The 20,785-nt window shown below is 43.1% G+C and carries 23 protein-coding genes; 11 read left to right on the top strand and 12 right to left on the bottom strand.

The window, feature by feature from the left end; all coding sequences use genetic code 11:
• Positions 1–5: 5 nt before the first annotated feature.
• From hutG to CSV73_RS11845, 4 genes are all read left to right on the top strand, one after another.
• Positions 6–965, top strand: coding sequence for a formimidoylglutamase (hutG, locus tag CSV73_RS11860; RefSeq protein ID WP_085132419.1), 960 nt, complete (start codon positions 6–8; stop codon positions 963–965).
• Positions 962–2,152, top strand: a complete 1,191-nt coding sequence (gltS, locus tag CSV73_RS11855) for a sodium/glutamate symporter (RefSeq protein WP_085132418.1) — start codon at positions 962–964, stop codon at positions 2,150–2,152. Before hutG ends, gltS begins: the two co-directional genes overlap by 4 nt.
• A gap of 276 nt (positions 2,153–2,428) precedes the next feature.
• Positions 2,429–3,655 carry a peptidase T gene (gene pepT / locus CSV73_RS11850; RefSeq protein ID WP_099627691.1) on the top strand — a complete coding sequence of 409 codons (1,227 nt, stop codon included), beginning with the start codon at positions 2,429–2,431 and terminating at the stop codon, positions 3,653–3,655.
• Between the two features lie 4 nt (positions 3,656–3,659).
• Positions 3,660–4,613: a DMT family transporter gene (locus CSV73_RS11845; RefSeq protein WP_099627690.1), complete on the top strand. Its 954-nt coding sequence runs from the start codon at positions 3,660–3,662 to the stop codon at positions 4,611–4,613.
• Positions 4,614–4,661: 48 nt separating this feature from the next.
• Here CSV73_RS11845 and CSV73_RS11840 read toward each other — a convergent pair whose 3' ends face one another.
• The 4 genes from CSV73_RS11840 to CSV73_RS11825 all read right to left on the bottom strand — a co-directional run bounded on the left by CSV73_RS11840 (position 4,662) and on the right by CSV73_RS11825 (position 8,531).
• Positions 4,662–5,555 (bottom strand): DMT family transporter, encoded by an 894-nt coding sequence (locus tag CSV73_RS11840; protein WP_099627689.1) that lies wholly within the window; start codon positions 5,553–5,555, stop codon positions 4,662–4,664.
• Between the two features lie 269 nt (positions 5,556–5,824).
• Complete coding sequence (locus CSV73_RS11835) at positions 5,825–6,850, bottom strand: ABC transporter substrate-binding protein (protein ID WP_198166121.1); 1,026 nt, start codon at positions 6,848–6,850, stop codon at positions 5,825–5,827.
• 77 nt (positions 6,851–6,927) lie between these two features.
• Positions 6,928–7,707 (bottom strand): ABC transporter ATP-binding protein, encoded by a 780-nt coding sequence (locus tag CSV73_RS11830; RefSeq protein WP_085132414.1) that lies wholly within the window; start codon positions 7,705–7,707, stop codon positions 6,928–6,930.
• Positions 7,708–7,712: 5 nt separating this feature from the next.
• On the bottom strand, positions 7,713–8,531 hold the full coding sequence (locus CSV73_RS11825) for an ABC transporter permease (protein ID WP_085132413.1): 819 nt from the start codon (positions 8,529–8,531) through the stop codon (positions 7,713–7,715).
• Between the two features lie 107 nt (positions 8,532–8,638).
• Here CSV73_RS11825 and CSV73_RS11820 point away from each other — a divergent pair, with 107 nt between their 5' ends.
• Positions 8,639–9,346 (top strand): hypothetical protein, encoded by a 708-nt coding sequence (locus tag CSV73_RS11820; protein ID WP_099627688.1) that lies wholly within the window; start codon positions 8,639–8,641, stop codon positions 9,344–9,346.
• Positions 9,347–9,383: 37 nt separating this feature from the next.
• Here the strand turns inward: CSV73_RS11820 and CSV73_RS11815 are convergent, their stop codons facing one another.
• Both CSV73_RS11815 and CSV73_RS11810 read right to left on the bottom strand, forming a co-directional pair.
• Positions 9,384–9,662: a hypothetical protein gene (locus tag CSV73_RS11815; protein WP_085132411.1), complete on the bottom strand. Its 279-nt coding sequence runs from the start codon at positions 9,660–9,662 to the stop codon at positions 9,384–9,386.
• A gap of 100 nt (positions 9,663–9,762) precedes the next feature.
• Positions 9,763–10,842, bottom strand: coding sequence for an AI-2E family transporter (locus tag CSV73_RS11810; protein ID WP_085132410.1), 1,080 nt, complete (start codon positions 10,840–10,842; stop codon positions 9,763–9,765).
• A gap of 255 nt (positions 10,843–11,097) precedes the next feature.
• On the opposite strand from CSV73_RS11810, the gene CSV73_RS11805 reads away from it, so the two are divergent.
• Positions 11,098–12,747, top strand: a complete 1,650-nt coding sequence (locus tag CSV73_RS11805; RefSeq protein ID WP_085132409.1) for an SLC13 family permease — start codon at positions 11,098–11,100, stop codon at positions 12,745–12,747.
• Between the two features lie 44 nt (positions 12,748–12,791).
• On the opposite strand, the gene CSV73_RS11800 is transcribed toward CSV73_RS11805, so the two are convergent.
• On the bottom strand, positions 12,792–13,991 hold the full coding sequence (locus CSV73_RS11800; protein ID WP_085132408.1) for an MFS transporter: 1,200 nt from the start codon (positions 13,989–13,991) through the stop codon (positions 12,792–12,794).
• A gap of 145 nt (positions 13,992–14,136) precedes the next feature.
• Between CSV73_RS11800 and CSV73_RS16865 the strand changes: the two genes are divergently transcribed.
• Positions 14,137–14,259: a hypothetical protein gene (locus CSV73_RS16865; protein ID WP_255397532.1), complete on the top strand. Its 123-nt coding sequence runs from the start codon at positions 14,137–14,139 to the stop codon at positions 14,257–14,259.
• 225 nt (positions 14,260–14,484) lie between these two features.
• Positions 14,485–14,694: a CsbD family protein gene (locus CSV73_RS11795; protein WP_085132407.1), complete on the top strand. Its 210-nt coding sequence runs from the start codon at positions 14,485–14,487 to the stop codon at positions 14,692–14,694.
• A 96-nt stretch (positions 14,695–14,790) separates the two neighbouring features.
• Here the strand turns inward: CSV73_RS11795 and CSV73_RS11790 are convergent, their stop codons facing one another.
• A complete protein-coding gene (locus tag CSV73_RS11790; protein WP_085132406.1) occupies positions 14,791–15,264 on the bottom strand; it encodes a YflT domain-containing protein in 474 nt (157 codons plus the stop codon).
• A gap of 163 nt (positions 15,265–15,427) precedes the next feature.
• On the opposite strand from CSV73_RS11790, the gene CSV73_RS11785 reads away from it, so the two are divergent.
• The 3 genes from CSV73_RS11785 to CSV73_RS11775 all read left to right on the top strand — a co-directional run bounded on the left by CSV73_RS11785 (position 15,428) and on the right by CSV73_RS11775 (position 17,050).
• Complete coding sequence (locus CSV73_RS11785) at positions 15,428–15,727, top strand: DUF3243 domain-containing protein (RefSeq protein ID WP_099627728.1); 300 nt, start codon at positions 15,428–15,430, stop codon at positions 15,725–15,727.
• Between the two features lie 16 nt (positions 15,728–15,743).
• Positions 15,744–15,983, top strand: a complete 240-nt coding sequence (locus CSV73_RS11780) for a hypothetical protein (RefSeq protein WP_085132405.1) — start codon at positions 15,744–15,746, stop codon at positions 15,981–15,983.
• A 161-nt stretch (positions 15,984–16,144) separates the two neighbouring features.
• Positions 16,145–17,050 carry an EamA family transporter gene (locus tag CSV73_RS11775; RefSeq protein ID WP_099627687.1) on the top strand — a complete coding sequence of 302 codons (906 nt, stop codon included), beginning with the start codon at positions 16,145–16,147 and terminating at the stop codon, positions 17,048–17,050.
• Between the two features lie 243 nt (positions 17,051–17,293).
• Here CSV73_RS11775 and CSV73_RS11770 read toward each other — a convergent pair whose 3' ends face one another.
• The 4 genes from CSV73_RS11770 to CSV73_RS16905 all read right to left on the bottom strand — a co-directional run bounded on the left by CSV73_RS11770 (position 17,294) and on the right by CSV73_RS16905 (position 20,440).
• Positions 17,294–17,854, bottom strand: coding sequence for a hypothetical protein (locus tag CSV73_RS11770; protein WP_099627686.1), 561 nt, complete (start codon positions 17,852–17,854; stop codon positions 17,294–17,296).
• Positions 17,847–18,734 (bottom strand): hypothetical protein, encoded by an 888-nt coding sequence (locus CSV73_RS11765; protein ID WP_099627685.1) that lies wholly within the window; start codon positions 18,732–18,734, stop codon positions 17,847–17,849. The genes CSV73_RS11770 and CSV73_RS11765 overlap by 8 nt, the downstream gene beginning before the upstream one ends.
• 12 nt (positions 18,735–18,746) lie before the next feature.
• Positions 18,747–19,376, bottom strand: a complete 630-nt coding sequence (locus tag CSV73_RS11760; RefSeq protein WP_099627684.1) for an alpha/beta hydrolase — start codon at positions 19,374–19,376, stop codon at positions 18,747–18,749.
• A gap of 89 nt (positions 19,377–19,465) precedes the next feature.
• Positions 19,466–20,440, bottom strand: a complete 975-nt coding sequence (locus CSV73_RS16905) for a c-type cytochrome (RefSeq protein WP_099627683.1) — start codon at positions 20,438–20,440, stop codon at positions 19,466–19,468.
• Positions 20,441–20,785 lie beyond the last annotated feature (345 nt).

Raw genomic sequence — 20,785 nt, 5'->3', positions numbered from 1 at the left:
GTATATTGTTAATACAATCAAATGAAAAATACTGGTCCGGTCGTACAGATAGTGAGACCGACAGAGCTGCATTTCGAATGCACCAAATCATCCAATTTCCCGAATCAATGGAAAACTATACTGATAAGACTTGTACCCTGATTGGATTTTCTTGCGAAGAAGGTGTACGTCGAAATAACGGCAGACTTGGTGCTGCAGAAGGACCGAATGCACTACGAAGTGAACTGGCAAAACTACCTTGGCGCTTGCCAGCAGACTGTCAGCTAATCGATTTAGGTACCATAGTATGTAAAGATGGCCAGTTAGAATTAGCGCAAGCTGAATTAGGAGCAGCCGTTCAAAACAGCCTTCAAAATCATGCCGCTCCTGTCATTTTAGGCGGTGGACACGAAACCGCTTTTGGTCATTATACAGGAGTTCGCAACTTCCTTGGTCCTAACGCAAGAATTGGTGTCATAAATATTGACGCACACTTTGACCTCCGTAGCTACGAAGATCAACCATCTTCAGGCACAATGTTCAAGCAAATGCTTGACTCGGATCCAAATGTCGACTATCTCGTGCTAGGTATACAGGAGTTCGGCAACACAGAAGCATTATTTGCAGAAGCCGATGCAAAAAACGTGACATATGTCACAGAACAAGAGATTACGACAAGTCCTTTAGACGATACTTTACAAAAAGTACAGTTATTCATTGAAAAACAGGACGCTATTTTGTTAACATTATGCTCGGATGTCCTGAATTCCGCGTTTGCTCCAGGTGTAAGTGCGCCGTCCCCCTTCGGTTTGGACCCGTTGATCGTACGCTCTTTCATTCAAACTGTTGCATCGCATAAGAAAACCCTTTCATTCGACATCTCCGAAATAAATCCGTCACTTGATCATCATAATCAAACGGTTAAGCTGGGGGCCTATCTTACAAATGAAGCAATCTTTGCATTGCTGGGAGGTCGAATCACATAAATATTGAGCTAAACCAAATTACCACGCTATTTCTAGCGTTAGCGCTCCTGACACTGGGTACGATGTTAGTCCGTAAAATCGGCTTTCTTCAGAAGTTCTGTATCCCCGCCCCTGTTGTCGGTGGTTTGCTATTCGCATTATTAGCGACTATTTTAAAGTACTTCGATTTACTGAGTTTCACGTTGGATACATCACTGCAAAATTTATTTATGCTGACATTTTTCACCACGGTGGGTCTTGGCGCTAGTTTTCGTCTAATCCGTCTTGGCGGAAAATTATTGATGATTTACTGGGCAGCTTGTGGCTTCTTAGCCCTTGCCCAAAATGTCATAGGTGTCTCCATGTCTTATATATTTGGTCTGCATCCGTTGATCGGTATGATGGCTGGCGCTGTCTCCATGGAAGGCGGGCACGGCGGTGCTACTGCTTATGGGGAAACATTAGAAAGCCTTGGGATTGATTCAGCACTATCCATCGGTATCGCAGCGGCTACTTTTGGACTCGTAGCAGGTGGACTAGTCGGTGGTCCAATCGTTAAATACTTGATCAATAAGCATGATTTAAAATCTACGGAAGTCGAGCATAAAGAAGCATACTCCGTGGAATCATTGGAAAAACCAATCAATACCGATAACTTCATGACACAAACTTTACTGATTACACTTTGTATTGCTGGCGGTACACTGATAGGAGATCTTTTCTCAAACGCTACTGGCTTCGTAATGCCTGGCTACGTGGGCGCAATGTTCGTCGCGGTTATCGTACGAAACATTGTAGACCGCGTGAAAGAAGATGCGATTCATATGACGAGCATCAATTTGATCGGCGACGTATCACTCGGTATTTTCCTATCGATGGCATTAATGAGCATCAAACTGTGGGAAATCGCGGATTTGGCGCTTCCGTTGTTGCTAATTGTCTTTGTACAAGTGATCTTCGTCACGTTGTTTGCAATCTTCGTCTTGTTCCGTATACTCGGTAAGGATTATGACGCAGCAGTTATGATTGCTGGTTTCGCAGGCCATAGTCTGGGTGCGACGCCAAACGCGATGGCGAACATGGCAGCCGTCACAGGACGCTATGGCCCGTCACGTAAAGCCTTCCTGATCGTCCCTATCGTAGGCGCCTTCCTCATAGACGTCGTCTCGATGCCGATCATCATTACAACGATTAATATATTTGCTTGATTATCGTAAGCCAAATGCATAAAACATGAAAGCCAATTAGGGTGTGCGTGGGGATTGAAGCTCCAGTTGGGGGACGTTTTCCGGGGGAGCTAGCGACCTGGTTGGCTCACCGCGGGCCCTCAGGAACACGTCCCCTCCGTAGCGCCAATCCCAACCCCTACACCATTTCCAAGAACCGAAACTCTCGGTTCTTTTTTTTATTCGTTTTAAGCGAAATATTCACATAGCTCTGTTAAAATGAAAACATTAATCCGTATCTTGAGAGGAGCTTGCTACATGAAAGAAGAACTGATTGAACGACTCATCCGCTACGCTAAAATCGACACTCAATCCGACGCCGCTTCGGACACTACACCTTCTACCGCAAAACAATGGGACCTGCTGCGAGTGCTTGAAAAAGAAATGGCCGACATCGGTCTAAAAGAAATTTCTGTGGACGAAAACGGCTACCTTTTTGGCACACTACCCGCTAACACCGACAAACAACTACCAACAGTCGGATTCCTGGCTCATATCGACACAGCGCCTGACTATACAGGCACGAACGTCAAACCACAACGCATTGACAGCTATGATGGTAAAGACATTTCTTTGAATGAATCAACGGTCATGAGCGTACAGGCATTTCCTGAGCTTACCAACTACGTAGGCCACACGCTGATCACGACGGACGGCACGACTTTACTAGGGGCTGACGATAAGGCCGGTATCGCAGAAATCATGACCGCCATGCACTATTTAGTTAAACATCCCGAAATCAAACACGGTAAAGTACGCGTTGGGTTCACACCTGACGAAGAAATCGGACGCGGGCCGCATAAATTTGACGTAGAACGTTTTGGTGCAGAGTTTGCCTATACTATGGACGGCGGACCGCTTGGAGAACTTCAGTATGAAAGCTTCAATGCTGCAGGCGCAGAAGTACTATTTCACGGCGCGAATGTACACCCAGGCACAGCAAAAGATAAAATGATCAATTCATTATTGATCGCAGCAGAATTTCAGCGAGCTATGCCGCAACACGAAATACCTCAGGAAACGGAACAGTATGAAGGTTTCATTCACTTGATGGATGCGCATGGTTCTGTAGAAAAAACGACGTATCAATATATCATACGCGATTTCAACCGCGATGCTTTTGAAGCGCGTAAACAACTAGTACGAGATACCGCCGCTCGCCTTCAGGAGAAATATGGAGAACATTCCGTGGAGCTTACGGTAACAGATCAGTACTTCAATATGGGGGAAAAGATTGCACCTGTCATGGAAATTGTCGACGTAATGGCGGACGTCTATCGTAGTCTCGATATCGAACCGAAAATCGAACCGATTCGTGGGGGTACGGATGGTTCTCAACTTTCCTATATGGGCATGCCAACGCCAAACATCTTCACAGGCGGCGAAAATTACCACGGCAAATACGAATTTATCTCGGCAGATAATATGGTGAAAGCTACACACGTTATCATTGAAGCGCTGAAACTTCAAGAACAGCGCGGTTAAGCATATGAAAGCAATGTGGATCGGTGTTTTATCTGCGCTCTTTTTTGCGGTGACTTTTGTGCTGAATCGTTCTATGGAACTCGACGGTGGTAGTTGGATGTGGAGTGCCTCACTGCGCTATTTCTTCATGGTTCCGTTTCTTGTCGTGATCGTGGCGATGCGCAATGGATTGGATGGCATCAAACGGGAAATGACTGCTGCACCATGGCCTTTTTTTATTTGGAGTTTCGTGGCATTTGTTCTGTTCTACGGTCCTCTAACGTTTTCAGCCGGCTATAGTCCAGGATGGCTTGTTGCAGGAACATGGCAAATGACGATTGTGGCTGGTGTTTTGCTAGCCCCTTTCTTCACGTTCCAAACGAAGACGAAAACTGGCGAAATCAAGACAATCCGCCATCATATACCTGCAACATCATTGGTAATTTCGTTGGTCATCTTAGTAGGCGTCCTGCTAATCCAGATTCCGCATGCTAGTAGCGTATCGACTAAAACCATTTTACTCGGTACGTTACCACTCATCATTGCAGCATTCGCCTATCCACTTGGTAATCGGAAGATGATGAACTTGGTCGGCGGCCGGCTCGATATGTTCCAGCGTGTACTCGCGATGACACTAATGACAATACCGATTTGGCTGCTCCTCGCTCTCTATGCTTGGGCGACAGTTGGCTTGCCCTCTACGAGCCAAGTCGTGCAGTCATTAATTGTTTCGGTCAGTTCAGGTGTGATCGCCACTTCACTATTCTTCATGGCGACGGATCTAGTACAACATGATCAAGGGAAACTGGCAGCTGTCGAAGCTACACAGTCCGTCGAATTAATTTTCGCCATGCTTGGCGAGATGCTATTGCTGAGCTTGCCAGTACCGAGTGCTCTTTCATTAGTTGGCATGCTGGTGATTATCGGAGGCATGTCGTTGCATAGTTATCAAACTTCATTGGCAGCAAAGAAAACATAGAAAAAGGTTGTTTCAAAGTCAGTTGAAGACTTGAAAGACAACCCTTTTTCAAATTTCATGCTCTTTAACTTGCCGCGGAATGCGTTTTTTCAATAATGGCGGTCTAACTTCTGACAATAAAATCGCGATGAAGATAATGAGTGCACCTAGGAACATGCGGAACGTCAACAGTTCATAGGCGAGGGCAACAGAGAAAATCATGCCCCAAACTGATTCTGTCGATAAAATAATGGCCGCTTTCGTTTCTGATAAGTGTTTCTGCCCAACTGTTTGCATTAAGAATGCCAACGTCGTAGAAAATACAGCTAAGTACAACACTGAACTTACACCCTTTGGCTCCATGGAGAATGACGTCTCGCCCATTCCGATAACAGTCACCGAGCTGATCCCTGCGGCGACAACCATTTGTAATAGCGTTAGCAAAATGGCGTCTTCTGTGCGGACAAAGCGCGCCGTGTATAAAATATGAAACGCAAACATCACGGCACAACCAAGTGTCAACACATCGCCAATGTTAATAGTGGTAGACCACTGCAACGATAAAACCGCCACTCCAATTAGCGCCAGTACTGCACCAAACCATTCAAATGTATCGAGTTTCCGCTTATACAAAATGAATGCAATCAACGGGACCATCACTACATTTACACCGGTTAAAAATGCATTTTTCGAAGGTGTCGTAAACTGCAAACCTACCGTCTGCAAAGCAAATGCTCCATACAGAAAAACACCAAGCAATGCGCCTTTCCATAAAACCGACTTATCCACCCGAAGTAGACGTTTATGGAAGACGATACTAAGTAGTAAAGCCCCAATGATAAAACGCACAGCTAAAATTTGATACGGTGTGTAATATTCCAAAGCGAGCGCGCTCATCACAAAACCGCTCCCCCAGATAATAGCAGTGAACGTCAACCCGATCTCACCTATGTATTTCCTCATTCATTTCACCATACTCCCAATAGTCTGTCATATTATTTTAGCATGTTTTTCTGTCTAATTGTAGATGAATTTACATCAAATACCGTCTTTTCCGGTAAAAGCAAAACGTCAGGAAAGCATGTTTGCCGTGTAATTAAATTAGCACCCATAATAGATGGATGCACTAGCAGATGACACTTTCCGAGACGCCAATCCCCCTCTCTACAGCAAAAAGGAGCCATCAACAGAAGTCACAAACGTCATGACTTCTAGGACAGCTCCACCAATTATCAATCTTCGTACAACCCAATTTCTTTAATCGCACGCTCAACAAGCGACGGATCTACAGACTTATCGAAATCGATTTCACCACGAATCGCTCCATTCGCCTTATACATCTCATACTGTTTCTTAATATCGTCGATAAACATCTTGCCGTTTGGATCGAGTCCTGTCACGAACACTCTCTCCCATAACTCAGGATCTTTCAACGCCGTATGTTTCACCATAATGTCTATAATCTCTTCTTTACCATGATCTTTAAAGAATGCGTCGTTATAGTCACGCACTCCTTTTAAATAGGCCGCCATGAAGCGTAGCGACAGTTCTTCATTGGCCATGAACTGAGGCGAAGCCAATACCATGGCGATTTGTGATTCAGGCGCATAATCCGTGGCGTCTCCAAAGCGAACGTGAAAACCTTTACTGATACCCTGCGCAATAAGCGGTTCAATATTTAATGCTGCATCAATCGTTCCTGAATCAATGGCCCCAAGCATTGCACCGAAGTCTGCGATGTGCACATACTCTACATCATCTTCCGTCAAACCTGCATGCTTTAACATCTCTTCATAGATATAGCCATCAATAGAGTTACGAGACGATACTGCGATTTTCTTTCCTTTGAAGTCACTGTATTCCTTGATTTCATCGACCATATGATTACCGATGACGAAACTGAAGTAGGACTTACCGGGCATATTATGACCTTTATCCGCAATGATCCGTACATCAATGCCTTGGGCGATCGCATTAAAGAATGATGCAGTGGAGACGCCACCCGCGATATCGACTTCCCCAGCGGCTAGTGCGGGCAACATGTCATCACTATTTGCAAAATCCGCAAAATCTACACGGATATTATAATCGTCAAAATACCCTTTTTCTTTCGCAATATAGAAGCCAGCTCCAGAAGCCGCGCCATCTTCCGCTATAAATACTTTCGCCTGCTTCTCAAGTGGAGCCAAATCACCCGATGCTGGCTTGTCGTCATTCGTTACAGGCTTCGTAACTTCTTTCGGAGAACATGCCCCCATGATCAATACGAACGATAATAAGCTGAACAAACCCGCCTTCTTCACCCATTTCCCCACATCATCTCTCCTTTTATCACTTATTCTCTCGATTTCAGTACTTCCTCTTGCAAATGATGCCATATCTCGATGAATTTTGTTGCCATTTCCGGATCTTTCCGAACATCCTCCATCTTTCTCGGCCTTGGCATATCAATAATGATTTCTTCAATGATTTTCCCCGGTTGAGCTCCCATCAACAGAATGCGATCACTGAGCAACAACGCTTCATCAATACTATGTGTAATGAACAATACGGTCTTCTTCGTCTCTGCCCAAATACTCAATAACTCTTCCTGCAAAATAAAGCGGTTCTGTTCATCGAGTGCACCAAACGGTTCATCCATCAGTAAAATCTCGGGATCATTCGCAAAAGCTCTCGCTATACTCACGCGTTGCTTCATACCGCCTGACAATTCCTTTGGATACAGCGAAGCGAACCGTTCCAACCCTGTCTTCTTCAAATAAAAGTCCGTTCGTTCATTAATGAATGCTTTCGGCAAATTACGCATCTTCAACCCGAAGGCTACATTTTCACGTACTGTCAGCCATGGAATGACACCACGTTCTTGGAATACCATCGATTGCAACGGACGATCATTCGTCTCAGTCGCAATCGTAAAGTTGCCGACACTTGGCTGTTCAAGTCCAGCCAAGATACGTAACAGCGTCGTCTTGCCACAACCGCTCGGCCCAACGAGACAAACAAATTCACCTTCAGCTACCGTCAGAGAAATATCTTCAAGTGCAATGACACTGCCCTGTTTCTTATAAAAAGCTTTCATTAGTCCATCCACCGTAATCTTTGGCTCCCCCTCCATTTCCTTCACCTCCATGGCAATAATTTATTTTGAAGCGCACGCAGTATAAGCGAGAATAAGTAACCGAAAAAGGAAATGAGAATTAATCCCACATACATTTCAGGTAATAAGAAGGCCTTATAGGACGTCCATATCAAATAACCGATACCGGAAGTCGCCCCCATCATCTCTGCCGCCACAATCGTCAATAACGCAATCGCCTGCCCCATCTGGATTCCTTCAAGCATGACAGGAAGTGCTCCGGGAAGAGCGATTTTAAAGAAGAAATTCCACTGACTCGTTTGATAGTTACTAGCAACATCCAAATAAATCTTATCGATATTCAACACACCCGCCGCCGTATTAATGACAACCGGGAAAAATACACTTCCTGCTATCGTCACAACCTTCGACAAATCTCCAATTCCGAATAAAATAATGATGATTGGCAATAATGCCAACGTCGGAATTGGCATAAGAGCCATGACAATCGGTTGAACAAAATGCCGGATTGGAGAATATAATCCCATCAATAAACCGACAATGATGCCTGGAATGACACCTGCTAAAAATCCGATGAAAATCCGATACAATGAGACGCCAACATGTTTCGCCATCACGCCGCTCACAACCATGTCATAAAAGGTTTGCACAATCGTACTGGGCGGCGGGAAAAAGCGAATATCCAAGATACCCGTTCTCGACATCACTTCCCATAGCACCAGCAGGAACAACGGTGACACAATCGTCAGCAATCGCTTGCCACGTTCTTTGCGCTGCCGCAACTTCCACTCCCTTTGTTCCACCTCAAATGATTCATTGCGAGCCAATACTTGAGTCTCCACTCTTCACCACCTCTTCACTGCCTATAGTATGTAAAGGCCTAGTAAACTGGTTGGGCTGGCGTCACGTTCGGGTTGTTTCCGTAAAGTAGTTTGATTATACTGAAGCTATGACTATACTTACACCAGACCAAATCAGAGAATTGAATAGTTACAGTGTCTACTTGGAACCGCCAGTACATCCAGTCTTCACGCTAGCCGATGTACTGGACTCTTCAAAAGTACAAACTATCGTCCAAGTTGCCCAAACTGTCAGCCAAAGTCCAAATGAAGTCGTTGCAGCTTCGTTTTTCGTACGTCGCCTCGGCATGTTTTTCGCCATGCAGCTCTATAATTTGGCTGTGTATGATGAAATGTGGAATGGATCAGCAGAAGACTTGCAGTTCGGTGCACGAGAGGAGTTCGGCAATAAAGCGATCAGCACATTTATAGATAGCGCAGATTGGGAAATGATTGATGACGAAGACCGAGAAGCGCATATTAGACGTGTACTAGATGATGCACATTCGGTGATTACGTCGCTACGCACGGCTGTCCCGGTATCTCCCCTTACTTTATGGGAAAACATTTTCGGCTTCTGGTTATGGCAATATCATGTACTACTGTCAGACCCAGGATTGGAAATGGAAGCAAGCGAAGATTTAAGCATACTAAAAGACGACACCACATGGACAGGTATCGCCGATCACTCACGTTTCTCCAGCTATTTAAACGGTTCACAACCATCTGCTTTATTAAATACCACCGTTCGAAAGACATGTTGTTTCTCTAAAGATGTACCTGGATTAATGCGCTGTGGATTTTGCCCAATACCTTAAAAAAACAGGCTTTCGCTCACTATGCGAAGGCCTGCTTTTAACGTTTACGATATGCATGGAAGGATTGTTTAGTCGAATAGATAATCCCCATAGCCGCACCACTATAAAAAATTCCCATGAAAATTCCGGCAGACAAATTTTTGGGATGGCTGATGAATATAGATATCGCAAGCGCAACGACTGTGGCAACTGTCGAAAGCCAACTAAGCGACACTTTAAAAATCCACTTGACGATCAATACCACGACTAGGACAACCGGAACACCCCAAATCGCATCCCAAACATTGGTTTGAATAACGGGAAATTCCGTCAGCATATGCCAACACCCTTTCTTTTATCGTAGAATGTACTGTTTTACTTTTTTTATCCCCATAAAAAAACCTCCCAGTCCAAAGACTAGGAGGCTGATTCTATCGCTATATATTCTTCGTAGCCGCTTCACTAATTTCTTGTCGCATTTCATAGATGTTCTGCACAATTACTTTACCAACTGCATAAGCAGGTACAGCTACTAGAATACCAAGGAATCCTGCAAGACTTCCCGCCACTAATAATACTGTAATGATCGTTAGAGGATGAATATCAAGTGATTTCCCCATGACGTTCGGCGTAATGAGATTACTATCGATTTGCTGTGCGACTAACGTAACCACTCCGACCCAAATAACTAATTTGGGTTCCTGTAAATACGCAATGATTAAGGCTGGAGCTACCGCAATCCACGGTCCAATAAACGGAATGATATTCATGAATAAAGCGAGAATTGCTAGTAACAAGGCATACTCCAATCCGATGATTGAATAACCAATCAAAATAATCGCTGCCAAAATAGCACTAATTAATAATTGTCCTTGAATATAAGAACGTAAGACCTGATCAATATCTTCCAATGTCTTCTTTATCCATATACGTCGCTTTCCGGAAAATAGATTGTATACTCTCGGAGCAAATTTTTCATGATCCTTCAACATAAATAAGAAGAAGAACGGTACAAGTAACAATAACGCTACCGCTTGGACGAAGGATTGTACAAATTGTACGAACCATTTGCCGAATGTTACCGCAAAAGTTTGGATTGACTCAACTGCTGAATTCAGAGAATCCTGCAAACCTTCAGGTAAATTGTCCATTTGATTAATTGCTTTATCTTTTAGCTGCTCAATCTGATGAGTGAGAGCGGGCCCGTTGTCCACGAGATTATTCACTTGTTTCGTGACCATCGGACCAATTATTGCGATTAAAATCCAAATAACCGCTACGAGTATGAGCATAATCGTTATGATACTTCCCCATCTCGGCATTTTTTTCTTTTCCAAATAGTGCTGGATAGGTACCGTTATGTAATAAAGCAGGCCACCGAAGATTAATGGCATGATAATAGTCTGTAAAATGATACCCACCGGTCTAAAAATATAATTTACTTCTAAAAAGAATTTCGTGATCAACAATGCCAGTAATATACCAACACCTACCTGAAACCACACCTTTTTCGTCAAATGCTCACTTCCCCTCTATTTTAACTTACATAGTTAACTTTATTATACGCGGTTGAATCCCCTGTGTCGAAATTTTTAAATACCCCTTGCTGTATAATAACCGTCGATTTATACACTGTATTGTAACAATAATTATCTAATTATGCGAAAAAGTCTTAACTCCTCTTGTTCTAGTTGTATTTAATAGGTAAAATGATTGTGTCTTTGAAGATTTCAACTCTTCAAGAAATACAACGTAGAAATGAAGGGATCTTAATGTTACAACAGACTTGGAATCGTCTTTGGTCGTTACACGATCAAGTTAAAGATGTCTTCCGCTTTTTTGCTGCGCCCGCTTCTTCTGAAATGGCAACAGGCGGACAGGGTGGAAAAAAGATTGGCGTGAATCATGAAGGTGGAGGTAGGGACTCCCGCAGTTATTCAGCTACACAGCTCATTGGATTGGTGCTTGGGCCATTACTCTTTTCCCTTATTTTACTGTTTTTCAAACCTACAGACTTATCCGCAGCGGGTATCGCTATTTTAGCCAGTACTGTATGGATTGCGGTTTGGTGGATTACGGAAGCCATTCCGATTCCAGTTGCGTCCTTGCTACCACTCATACTGTTTCCAATGACAGGCGGCTTGGAAATGAAAGACACCGCTTCTTCCTATGGAGATGAAACGATTTTCTTATTTATGGGTGGATTTATGATCGCACTCGCGCTTGAGAAGTGGAATTTACATCGACGAATTGCACTGACAATCATCTCTGCAATCGGAACAAACATGGACAAAATCGTTCTCGGTTTCATGGTAGCTACCGGATTTTTATCTATGTGGATTTCTAACACTGCCACAGCAATGATGATGGTGCCAATCGGTTTGGCGATCATTACACAAGTAACAATCGCATTAAAGGACGATCCGACTATCGATACATCAAAAGAAAACTTTGGATTCGGTAAAGCATTGATGCTTGGTATTGCTTACTCTGCTTCATTAGGCGGGATTGCGACATTGATCGGTACGCCTCCGAATACACTGCTTGCTGGTGCCATCAATAAAATTTATGGCATCGAGTTATCCTTTGGTAAATGGATGTTGTTCGGCGTACCTTTTGCTTGGGTATTCATCTTACTGACTTGGTGGTACCTAGTGAAGATCGTCTACAAATCACCAGTCAAAACATTACCTGGCGGACGCGAAGTCATTGATAAGGAAAAGAAGTTGCTTGGACGTCCATCCATTGAAGAAATTATGGTCTTCATCGTCTTTGCTCTTGCTGCTTTTTCATGGATTACGCGCTCATTCTTCCTATCGAGATTTATTGACGGCTTAAGTGACGGTGTCATCGCTATAACGTTTGCAATGATTTTGTTCATCATTCCGTCTGTAAATAAAAAAGGTGATCACTTACTGGATTGGAATACGGCAGTGAAATTACCTTGGGGTATCTTACTTCTCTTCGGTGGTGGACTGGCTATCGCAGCTGGCTTTGTCAGTAGCGGTCTGTCCGAATGGATCGGTACTCAACTGATTGGGTTGAAAGGTGTTCCGCTCATTGTCATCATTTTGATTGTTACGACACTGGTTATTTTCTTGACAGAAATCACATCGAATACAGCAACAGCTTCTATGATGTATCCAATCATGGCTTCGTTGGCACTTGCACTTAATTTCCATCCGTATGCATTGATGATTGCAGCAGGTGTAGCAGCATCTTGTGCATTTATGCTACCGGTTGCCACCCCACCGAACGCAGTCGTTTTCGGATCAGGTTATCTACGAATTCCTGACATGGCGAAAGCTGGCTTCGCGCTCAATATAGTTGGGGTCTTGCTCGTGACACTTTGTATCTACTTCCTGCTTCCAATATTATGGGGCATCGATTTGCATACAGTACCAGATGTATTTAAAAACTAAAATAAACCAGATGCCGGGGTTCATCCCAAGCATCTGGTTTTTATTTACTGCACTTTACTCAACACTCTGCGTCGCAATCGAATCAATAGTACATAGACAACTGGCACAACTGCTGAAAACATAGCGAGACCCGTCCACCCTGCAAACTGCCAAAGCGGTGTTACTAGCGTACTTCCTGCCGCCATACCAATATAATAAGAAACCAGGTACAGGCTTGATGCACTCCCCTTATGATGCGTTGCTTCTTTACTGACAGATGCTGCAGTTAAAGAATGGGCAGAGAAAAAACCAAGACAGATAATGCAATAACCAATAATAATCAACGGTAATATAGTTGGAATGGTTAGAAGACAGCCAACCGCCAGCAGGAGTACACCTATAAATCGAACAGAATTCATACCTGCTTTACTGGCAATAGAGCCAGCGAGCGGTGCGCCGATAATTCCAAATGCATACGCGAAGTAGATATAAGAAACTTCATCAAGCGTCATCGAAAACGGTGAAGCTGTCAAATGGAATGGTAGAAATGTCCACATGCCGGTAAAGCTCAGCTGCAATGCGATACCAAGTCCAAAGACAATTAACAAAGCCGGATTCTTTAAATGTATGCCGAAACCTTCCATGTCTTTCTTCATTGACTCCACACTCGGCGTGAAGTAATTGGATTTTGGTAATACGAATAGTAAGAAGATAAATACCGCCACGCCTGCGACTGTTAGCAGTTGAAGAGACAGTTCCCATGACCAACGTTCTGCTAAATAGCCCGTGACAAAACGACCAAGCATTCCACCTGTGCCGTTGAATGAAATATACAGAGCTGTCGCCACACCCACTACACGCTCATTAATCTCTTCATTGATATAAGCAAGTGCGGCAGCCAATACTCCTGCCATCGCAAATCCCTGTATAAAACGCAATACAAGGATGACCGTAAATGAATGCGTCAAAAACATCGGAATAAATAAAAGCGCCGTTACTAATACTGAGACTTTTACAAAAGCGGATCTACCTAGCCTGTCGGAGTAAAACCCAAGAATCACCAAACCGAAAATTAGACCTATTGTATTAACAGACATAGCTAAACTGGCAGTGGACACGGAGACATTGAATTGCTTTGTTAAAATAGGTAGCAAAGGCTGCATAGCATACATCGCGGCAAAAATCAGCACTGAAGCAATGCCCAGCCCGATGACAATACGCCAAAATCGAAGCTCGCGAAGCGTTGATTTAGCTTGTAAATTCATGATGACACTTCCAGTCCTTGAAATATGAATAATGAAATTATATCACTACACTAAAAGTTTAACAGAAAATTGTAGAATACAAATTGAAATCCATTGTATATTCTTGCTACAAAGAGCCATCCTACCATTTGGAGGTGTTAGACAAATGAACAAAATGGCGATGACAGCTGTCGGACTAGGTGCACTTTATCTCATGCGAAATAAGCAGTCACGGGAAAAGCTTATGGAGCAAATTAGTAACCTTTCAGGAATGAACAGTAATCCGTAATGCCAGACATTTGTATACACCCGAAAAGCCGGAGCCTCCAGAAGGTTTCCGGCTTTTCATTTTCTTTAAAATTCATCCGGAGTTCTACTATTGATACTCAGTGTCTTATGGAGAATTTTATAGTGGGCACAATACATTATGTAATTATTCCGACCATTTATTGAATGTTTTCCCTTTTAAAAAGTGGGTATTTAATATAATAACAAACGAAATGGAGGAGATAGTATGAGTAACAAAGATCACGGTACAGAAGATAAATTAAAAGGTTTTGGCAACAAAGTCAAAGGTAGTGTAAAAGATACCGTAGGTGATTTAACTGACAACACTAAAATGCAAGCTGAAGGTAAATGGGACAAAGCAAAAGGTGCTACACAAGAAAAGATCGGTAAAGCAAAAGAACGCTTTAGTGATGATGAATCACATCCTGAAAAATAATACATGTACTAACAAGTCTGCTGCTCAATCAGCGGACTTGTTTTCTATACAATATAAAAAGAAGGATCTTCCATTACAATGGGAGATCCTTCTTTTTTACAACTGATTTGTACCTATTCGTGGACTATTTGGAATAGGATTACCTACTTCTCCATTCGGATTACTATCCAGATTTTCACCACTGTCTGTTTGCTGATGGGCACTATCATGTGGATCTACAGATTGCGCTCGTTCTTCATCTGTCAGTTGATCAACAAATAAAGCGATCCCACCTTCTTTTAAATCATTATAGAATGTTTTGGATTCTAATTTTGTAAAACCCATTTTAATGAAAATCGTTAACATTTCATCTTTACTGTTGAACAAACGGCGCGTATGATCCCAAACCGATCCTTCCTGAATACCGATTATTTCAATTTCAGGATCACTTTCCAGTACTTTTAGGTCATCTCGCACATTGGAGACTACACAAATGTGATGTTTTTTAAATCCTTTTGCTTCTAGTTCAGTTATTTTATAACGAACGTTATCTACGGAATGAAATGTGCCCTCATATTGTTTATTAGCCATTATTGCACCTCCCTATCACTAACACTATGCTATACTTCTACCCATTGAAGACCACTTTCACACATAATTCGAAATACTTTACATATATCTTCCTGTGCATAGTTCTCCACTTCTTGTACACGCTAGTTGTATCACAATGAAAAGGAGTGGTTGATTGGTGGAAATGAAAAAAAAGCTGGAGTCTGAAGTTTCAAACATGGGTAAGGACAAGAAAGATCAGATTTTGCAGAACTTCAATCATTTTAAAGGGTATCTAGCCGATAAGGTAGAAAAAGGTGAAAGCCTTGGAATGAGTGATGAACAATTGGCGAAAACCACAACGTTTATTGCCGATTATTTATCACGTCATGAAGAACCGCGAAACCGTGAGCAATATTTATTACAAGAACTGTGGGATTCAGGCACTAAAGAAGAGCAACACTCTTTGGCACATATGCTTCTAAAAATGGTTCGCCAAGCATAATAGGAGGCGATAAGACGTGGCGTCAAGGAAAAATCCAAGCCCTAACTATCATCCGAATACCTATCGTCTGATTCAGACACATCCTGAAAATCTACAGACTAACACAGTTAGTTTGTTCGATTTGCATGAAGATATGCAAACGGTCGATTCCATCTCTTTACCCGATCAGCGAAAAGCGCTTATGAAAGAAAAAATCAACCACTCCCCTCGTTTTAGTGGTGGCAGCTTGTCGAATGACTACGGCGCTCCCCACTGATTCACCGTTAAAAGCTGTACAGTGAAAATTCCACTGTACAGCTTTTCCCCGTTTATTTGCAGTACTTGTTGCTATTTCCCGGGAAATACAGTGAGTATAGTGCAGTCTGAAAACTTATTTTCATGCTATACTATGATCCGATGGAAATGGAGGTTATGCGGATGAAAATGTGGATGTATCCGCTGCTCGTTGTACTTGGAGCTGCAAGTTATGGAATTTTATCAACGATTATTAAATTAGCAATTCAAGATGGCTTCACCGCTTCGGAAGCAGTGACGAGCCAATATTATACCGGATTTCTTTTAGCGCTTATTATTTTCATCTTAGTCAAACGTGGTTTACCGACTTTCCGTGGAAGTTTCCCAGTATTAATTGCTGGTTTATTCACAGCGATTACCGGGACGGTGTACGGGAAAGCAGTTGAATATATGCCCGCATCATTGGCGGTCGTATTACTCTTTCAATTTACTTGGATCGGAATGCTCTATGAATGTGTAGGGGCCAAGCGTTTGCCCAAACGTTCGGAAGTGGTATCACTTGTCTTTCTATTTGGCGGAACGATTTTAGCTGCCGGATTAATTGACGTTGATCTAAGCGAAATCCCATGGCAGGGATGGGCATGGGGACTTGCCGCGGCGTTTAGTTTCGCTGCGTTCGTTACAGCAAATCAGAAGCCCGTACCAGGTATGGACGTAGTGACGCGGTTGTTCTTAATGTCGTTTTATGCCGCGATTGTCATTACATTTTTCCAATCTCCAGAGATTTTATGGAACGGGATGTTAGGTGATGGTTTGTGGATTTATGGTGCCATTTTAGGTGTGTTCGGAATTGTCCTTCCTATTTTCTTGTTTTCTGTCGGAGTGCCAAAAGTCGGCGCGGGCATGTCTTCTATTTTGAGTGCTGTTGAGTTGCCTGTGGCGATTATAGCTTCGATGTTGTTGCTTGGCGAAAAGTTAACGGCATTGCAGTTTCTTGGCATTTTCCTAGTACTGTTCGGGATGACGTGGCCGGCTATATTGCAGCGGTTTGCGGTGAAGAGGCGACTACAGTTACGACGGGTGAATTAAACGGTAAGGCGACGGTGATTGTCGTTCCGAGCTGATGCGTTTGGAAGAAACCGAAACAAAACCAAAAAAACGCATGAAGGATCATTCTTCTCCTTCATGCATTTTTTTGACTACGTATTTATAAAAGTAACTTTTGTGATACAGAAGTGTACCGGAGCGGAAAAAGGCCGACTCCTGCGGGATCTAGCGCGAATGTTGAGACCTTACAAGAGCGCCAGCGCAGGGGAGCGGACTATTTTCTAGTTATGTCCCAGCCTCGTTGGTTTTATATTCTGCCCAATTCTCTCTACGCAATGAAGCGATGAGGAACAGTAGCAAGACGTCCATCGCAACCAATGCAAAACTGATAATAATGAAGAAAGTTGAAAATGCATGGTCTCCAAAATTTAGCGAGAATGCTGTCATGAGCATCATCATAAAGTGAATGCTCATGTACCAGATATAAGCCGTGTGTATGCGGTTACGCAACTGTGCTTGGCCAGGTTCTTGAATAATCGATTTCCACGTACCAAATAAGTAGTAGACGACGATTGTTTTCCAAATGAATAAAATTCCCGCATATATGGTCCAGCCCATATCACTGACTTCAGAAAGATTGACGAAAACCCCCGGTACCGAAATCAGCATCCCAATGAATGCGGTGATTTCCACTTTTTTGGCTACCCGATAACGTTGAGTTAGTAGTCGCGCACCTGAATAAATCAAATAGTAACCAATTGGTGCTGCCAGTATATCAATCCCTATTTGCAATCGGAAGAAAACGAAGAGATAGCCCCAAAAGAATAACTTAAATGCTTTATTCATGAGCTTTTACCTCCGTTCGATCCTCGATGACTTGCCGGATAGACTCTTTCGTCATATATGGATAATAGTGGAGATGACCAACCCGAGTAACGAACGATTCACCCGCTTCGGTCGTACCGTTCAAATCAATCTTTACGTCTAATACGGCATGCAATGCAGGATCCGCATAACTTTTCACATTCAACCAGGCCCCTGCGGCTAATTGCAGAGGGAAATTCATCTCACGTAGATCAATGCCTTTTGCATGATTCCACTCATCGCTTTCCAATACAGGCCTTAGTTGCTCTGTTTCGACACCATTTGCGCTATGCAATTTTATAAGAAATTGATCTTGTAAGGCATCATCGAATACTGTGTCGACCGATTCAATCGTCAGTGCCTCTTTTGCGTTCAGACGGGTTTCCGAATATTCTCCTACCGAACCCGATTTGAATGAGAGCGGGTCCCACTGTTCTTTTTGATATTGAAACACAATCTGACCTATTGAATAAGTAGCTACTTCGTTTCCAGAAAAGTGGACAACCATATTATCGAATTTTACTGTTTCACCAGAGGTCACGAATGCTTCCGGATCGAACTGGATATTCACTCTTTTTAATGAATATCTGCCAAATTGCTCTACTACCTCTACTCCCTCATTCTCACCAAAACGATCCGGAATTCCCCGAATATTGCCTAGCTCCACGAACTGTATAAAAGACGTATCATCTTTATTCGTAATAAAATAAAACGGTATATACTGTTCATTTTTCAAGTTTAAATCAAGATAATGATTCAAGAATACAGGACGCTCAAGCTTGTGCTTCTCTGCGTAAATATAATTAGCCACCCAAATCAATACGACCGTCAGCATAATTGCCCAAAATGGTTTGATCTTCAACCGATCAACTCCTTATAGCGACCGAATAAACGCCGCCAAGTCTTGTTGATTCTCTGGTGTTACACCATGTCCGTCATTATATGTTTTAAACGTAACGTCTGCACCAAGCGACTCGAAATACTCCTTGCTTTCCACTCCAGATTGGGATGGAATTACATAGTCATAGTCTCCATGGGAAATGAATACCTGTTGATTTTCCACAGATTGTATTGCGTATTCACTCTTGACGAAATCAGGTACATACCCGCTAAGCGCCACTACTCCATGCAGTGAAGGGATCAACGTTACACCCAGCGCCTGTGCAAGTACGGCTCCCTGACTGAAACCGACGACCGTCAAACGGTCAGGATCTAGATCGTACTCCTGAATAGCTTCACGAATGAATGATTGGATATAGACGAGCACTTTATCGAATACTTCACGAACCGGCTTTCCTTCCTCTTCAATCGTGAAAAATGCATAGCCTGGCTCATGAACGATAGGTCCTCTCAAACTGAAAATATGATGTGTATCTGTAAAATCTTTGACTAGTTGTGGTAAATCTTCTTCATGACTCCCCATTCCATGAAGTAAAAATAGTGCAGGCATTTTTCCTGCGGTATTCGTTGGTGCGGTATGTGCAAATGTAAATGGTGATTGCATGGATATCTTCCCCTTTTCTGTTCTTTATTCCACTAGTTTACCATAGAAAAAAACGCCTGCCACTTTATGCGACAGACGTGTTGAACAGCTTATTTCTTTTCTGGCTTCGCTAATACTTCATCCCAGTTGATAGTTCCATCTTTGATTTGATCACGACGTTCTTTCGTTATGATATCGTTCGGACGACCTCCGTCCGGCCAGTCTTTGTCATGATTTTTCCATTCAGGACGATCTTTTGATAGGATGTACGCCGCCAAGTCACTAGCTTCTTGATCAGTGAGTGTACTTTCTTGACCAACAGGCATGTTGTTCTGGATGTACCCCGTCATTTTCGTCATACGTGCAATTCCTGCTCCATCGTTAAATGATCCTTCACCCCAAAGTTTAGGACCCGTGTTAGAACCGATCCCTTCACCGTTCTCACCGTGACATGCGATACAAGATTGCTGATACACTTCTTCACCGTTTTCTACGTTCGGTGTCGGTAAATCATCCAGAGAGTTCTTATGGCGCCAATCTAATTCGGCGCCTACTGGAATTCCTTCGGAGATATACGTCATGTATGCGACCATTGCATCTAAGTCTTCATCATCAGCAGCAAATTTTTGCCCGTCCATACTTCTTACCATACAGCCGTTAATACGTTCTTCTAGTGTAACCATTTGACCCGATCGTCCGATGTACATCGGATAAACTGCAGACATTCCGACCATGGATGAAACACCTTCGTCTGTTCCTGCACCTGCATGACAACTTGTACAAGACAATTCATTCACTCGTGCAAGTCCGTCTTCTACTGTTGCCGCCTCAGAACGTAATACGTTAGACGTATCATCGAATAAATCGAAGCCGCGTTTAATTGCTTCCCCTTCTTTCCCCTCTGGAATGTCATCCATTGAAGGCGGGTTGTGCTGAATCCCAGCAACCTCTTCAGTCGGCGCTGCTACTTCCGGCGTTTCTGATGCCTGGTCTTTATTAACACGCAGTTGGTTGCCCATAAATGCTATGACGACCAAACAAACTATGACGATAAAGCCTAGGGCTAGTCCCGTTGCTCTTTTCATGTCCGCTCCTCCTTTCCATAATTTTCTATATACCCTATTCAACCTATCACACATCTTTATGTCAGTCTATCCATTTTATGACTGATACCTAGTGTCATTTAACTTTACAGCTTATTGTATAAGCAAATCTAAAACCCAAATACTTTGTGACAAAAAGAAAACGAGGTTGGGACAGAACAGAAAAAACGTAAGGGGAATGAGTCCTTTACGTTTTTTTCTGTTCTATCAGCAAATATTTTTTAGAGTATCAGAATGTACCGGAACGGAGAAAGGCCGACTCCTGAGGGATCAGCGTGCGTCTTGAGACCCTGGACGTAGCAAAGCGAAGGAAGCGGCTCAAGCCAC

The organism is Sporosarcina sp. P1, assembly GCF_002743155.1.
GTDB classification, from domain to species: domain Bacteria; phylum Bacillota; class Bacilli; order Bacillales_A; family Planococcaceae; genus Sporosarcina; species Sporosarcina ureae_B.
The sequence above is the reverse complement of the archived record's forward strand: the minus strand, read 5'-3'. Positions and strand labels throughout refer to the sequence as shown.